Raw genomic sequence first — 2009 nt, forward strand, 5'->3', positions numbered from 1 at the left:
CGTCCAGAACCTCAGGAAACAAGGTCGCTTGATAACGCGACGCTCCGGTGACATGCGCCATCACGGCCCCCGAATCAGAAAATCCACTCCAAATGATGTTAACACACCCACTTTTCACACAGCCTGGTTCGCAGGGACGACGATGCACTTTGGGTTGTTCGAAGATTGCTCGATCATCTCCCCGGCCACGTCGGCTTGCGCTTTTCGCCAAAGGCCTTCAGCCCCTCCTTTGCGTCCTCGGTCATCGCCAGCAAGGCGATCTGGCTTTCGGTGTAGGCGATGCTTTCGTCGAACGACATCGCGGCGATGGCACGCATGGCGTATTTTCCGCGCCGGATCGCGGTCGGCGACTTGTCGGCGATGCGGCCGATCAGCCAGTCGATTTTGGCGTCGAGTTCGGTCGCCGGAACCACGTAGTTCAGCAGTCCGGCGGCCTGCGCCGTGCGGGCGTCGAAGGGTTCGCCGGTCAGCGCCCACTCGTTGATCAGGCGCCGCGGTGCGATTCCCTGCAACAGCGCCATCACCTGCATCGGGAACACGCCGACCTTCACCTCGGGCAATCCGAAAATCACGTGGTCGGCCGCGACTGCCATGTCGGTCATGCACAACAGTCCCATGCCGCCGGCCATGCAGACGCCGCCGACCCGCGCGATCGCCGGCTTGGTGGCATTCTGCGACAACCGCAGGAGATCCGCGTAATCGACGTTGGGCCTGGCGAAATCCATCGCGAAGGCGGCGCCGCTGTTCTGCAGGTCGGCGCCGGCGCAAAACGCCTTGTCGCCGGCCCCGGTCAGCACGATGACGCGCACGTCCTTGTCGTCATGCGCGTCGCGATAGCCCCTGGCGATACCGGCGATCACGTCGCCGTTGAGGGCATTGCGCTTGTCCGGCCGATTGATGGTGATCCAGAACGCAGCCCCGCGCTTTTCACGTATCACGCTATTGTCGGTCATTGTCCCACTCGCCTGTTTCGATCATCTGCTCGCGGAAATTTGCCGCAGGATACCAGTGGACTGCAAGCGGGATCAGCTCTTGCGCGGAGTCGCTGGCGCCGCTTTCCTTACCCACACCTTGTTGTCGTGGAACGCCGCGCCGCCGATCGGGGCAACGACCTCGGCGCCGGTCAGGGTGTTGATGCCCCGACCGCCGATATGGGCCTTGTTCGGCTGGATCGATTCCGCGATCAGCACGCCGCGGCGCAGGCCGTCGAACAGCTTCGCGGTCAGCGTCGTCTCGCCCCTGGCATTGCCGAGCGTGACGGCGTCACCGTCGGCGATTCCGAGCGAAGTCGCATCCGCGGGATGGATCATCACCGAGGGCGCGCCCTCGCGCGCGATCGACGACGGCGTTTCATTGAAGCTGGTATTGAGGAAGCTGCGCGACGGGCTGGTGGCGAGCCGGAACGGGTGCGCCTCGTCCGCCTCTTCGATGATGGTCCAGTGATCCGGCAGCGACGGCATCTGCTCCCACGGGCCCATGCCGGCAGTACCGAACGGCGGGTGCGCCCAATCCGCCTTGAAATGGAACTTGTTGTCCGCATGCGCGAAACCGTCGAGGTAGTGCGAGGTGCGGAAATCCGGCTGCAGGTCGCGCCACAGATCAGCCTCCAGGGTCTCGATATCGCCATGGCCGCTCTTCTTCAGCGTGGCATCGATCAACTCCCGGGGCGTCATCTCGAAGGCGGGGTGCACGGCGTTGAGCCGGCGGCCGAGTCCCTGCAGCACCTCGTGGTTGGAACGGCATTCGCCCGGCGGCTCGATCAGCTTGGCGCCGACCGAGATGTGCTGGTGACCGCCGCCGTAATAGAGGTCGTCATGCTCCATGAACATCGTCGCCGGCAGCACGATATCGGCCATTTGCGCGGTCTCGGTCATGAACTGCTCATGCACCGCCACGAACAGGTCCTCGCGCGCAAAGCCCTGACGTACCAGCGTCTGCTCCGGCGCCACCGTCACCGGATTGGTGTTCTGGATCAGCATCGCCTTGACCGGCGGGCCGTTGTGCAGCGC

2 protein-coding genes are annotated in these 2009 nt (G+C 64.2%); both read right to left on the reverse strand.

All coding sequences use genetic code 11. The annotated features are described in order from the left end of the window. Positions 1–173: 173 nt before the first annotated feature. Positions 174–953: an enoyl-CoA hydratase/isomerase family protein gene (locus Q7U29_RS17495; RefSeq protein ID WP_304743571.1), complete on the reverse strand. Its 780-nt coding sequence runs from the start codon at positions 951–953 to the stop codon at positions 174–176. Between the two features lie 72 nt (positions 954–1025). After that, positions 1026–2009 (reverse strand): molybdopterin-dependent oxidoreductase (locus Q7U29_RS17500; RefSeq protein WP_304743573.1); only part of this gene is annotated, 984 nt, incomplete at its 5' end.

The organism is Bradyrhizobium sp. (assembly GCF_030654605.1).
In the GTDB taxonomy this organism is placed as follows: Bacteria; Pseudomonadota; Alphaproteobacteria; order Rhizobiales; family Xanthobacteraceae; genus Bradyrhizobium.

Bases quoted from the DNA above. Each gene is read 5' to 3' on its own strand.
- Q7U29_RS17495 (WP_304743571.1), bottom strand. From the start codon at position 953: ATGACCGACAATAGCGTGATACGTGAAAAGCGCGGGGCTGCGTTCTGG.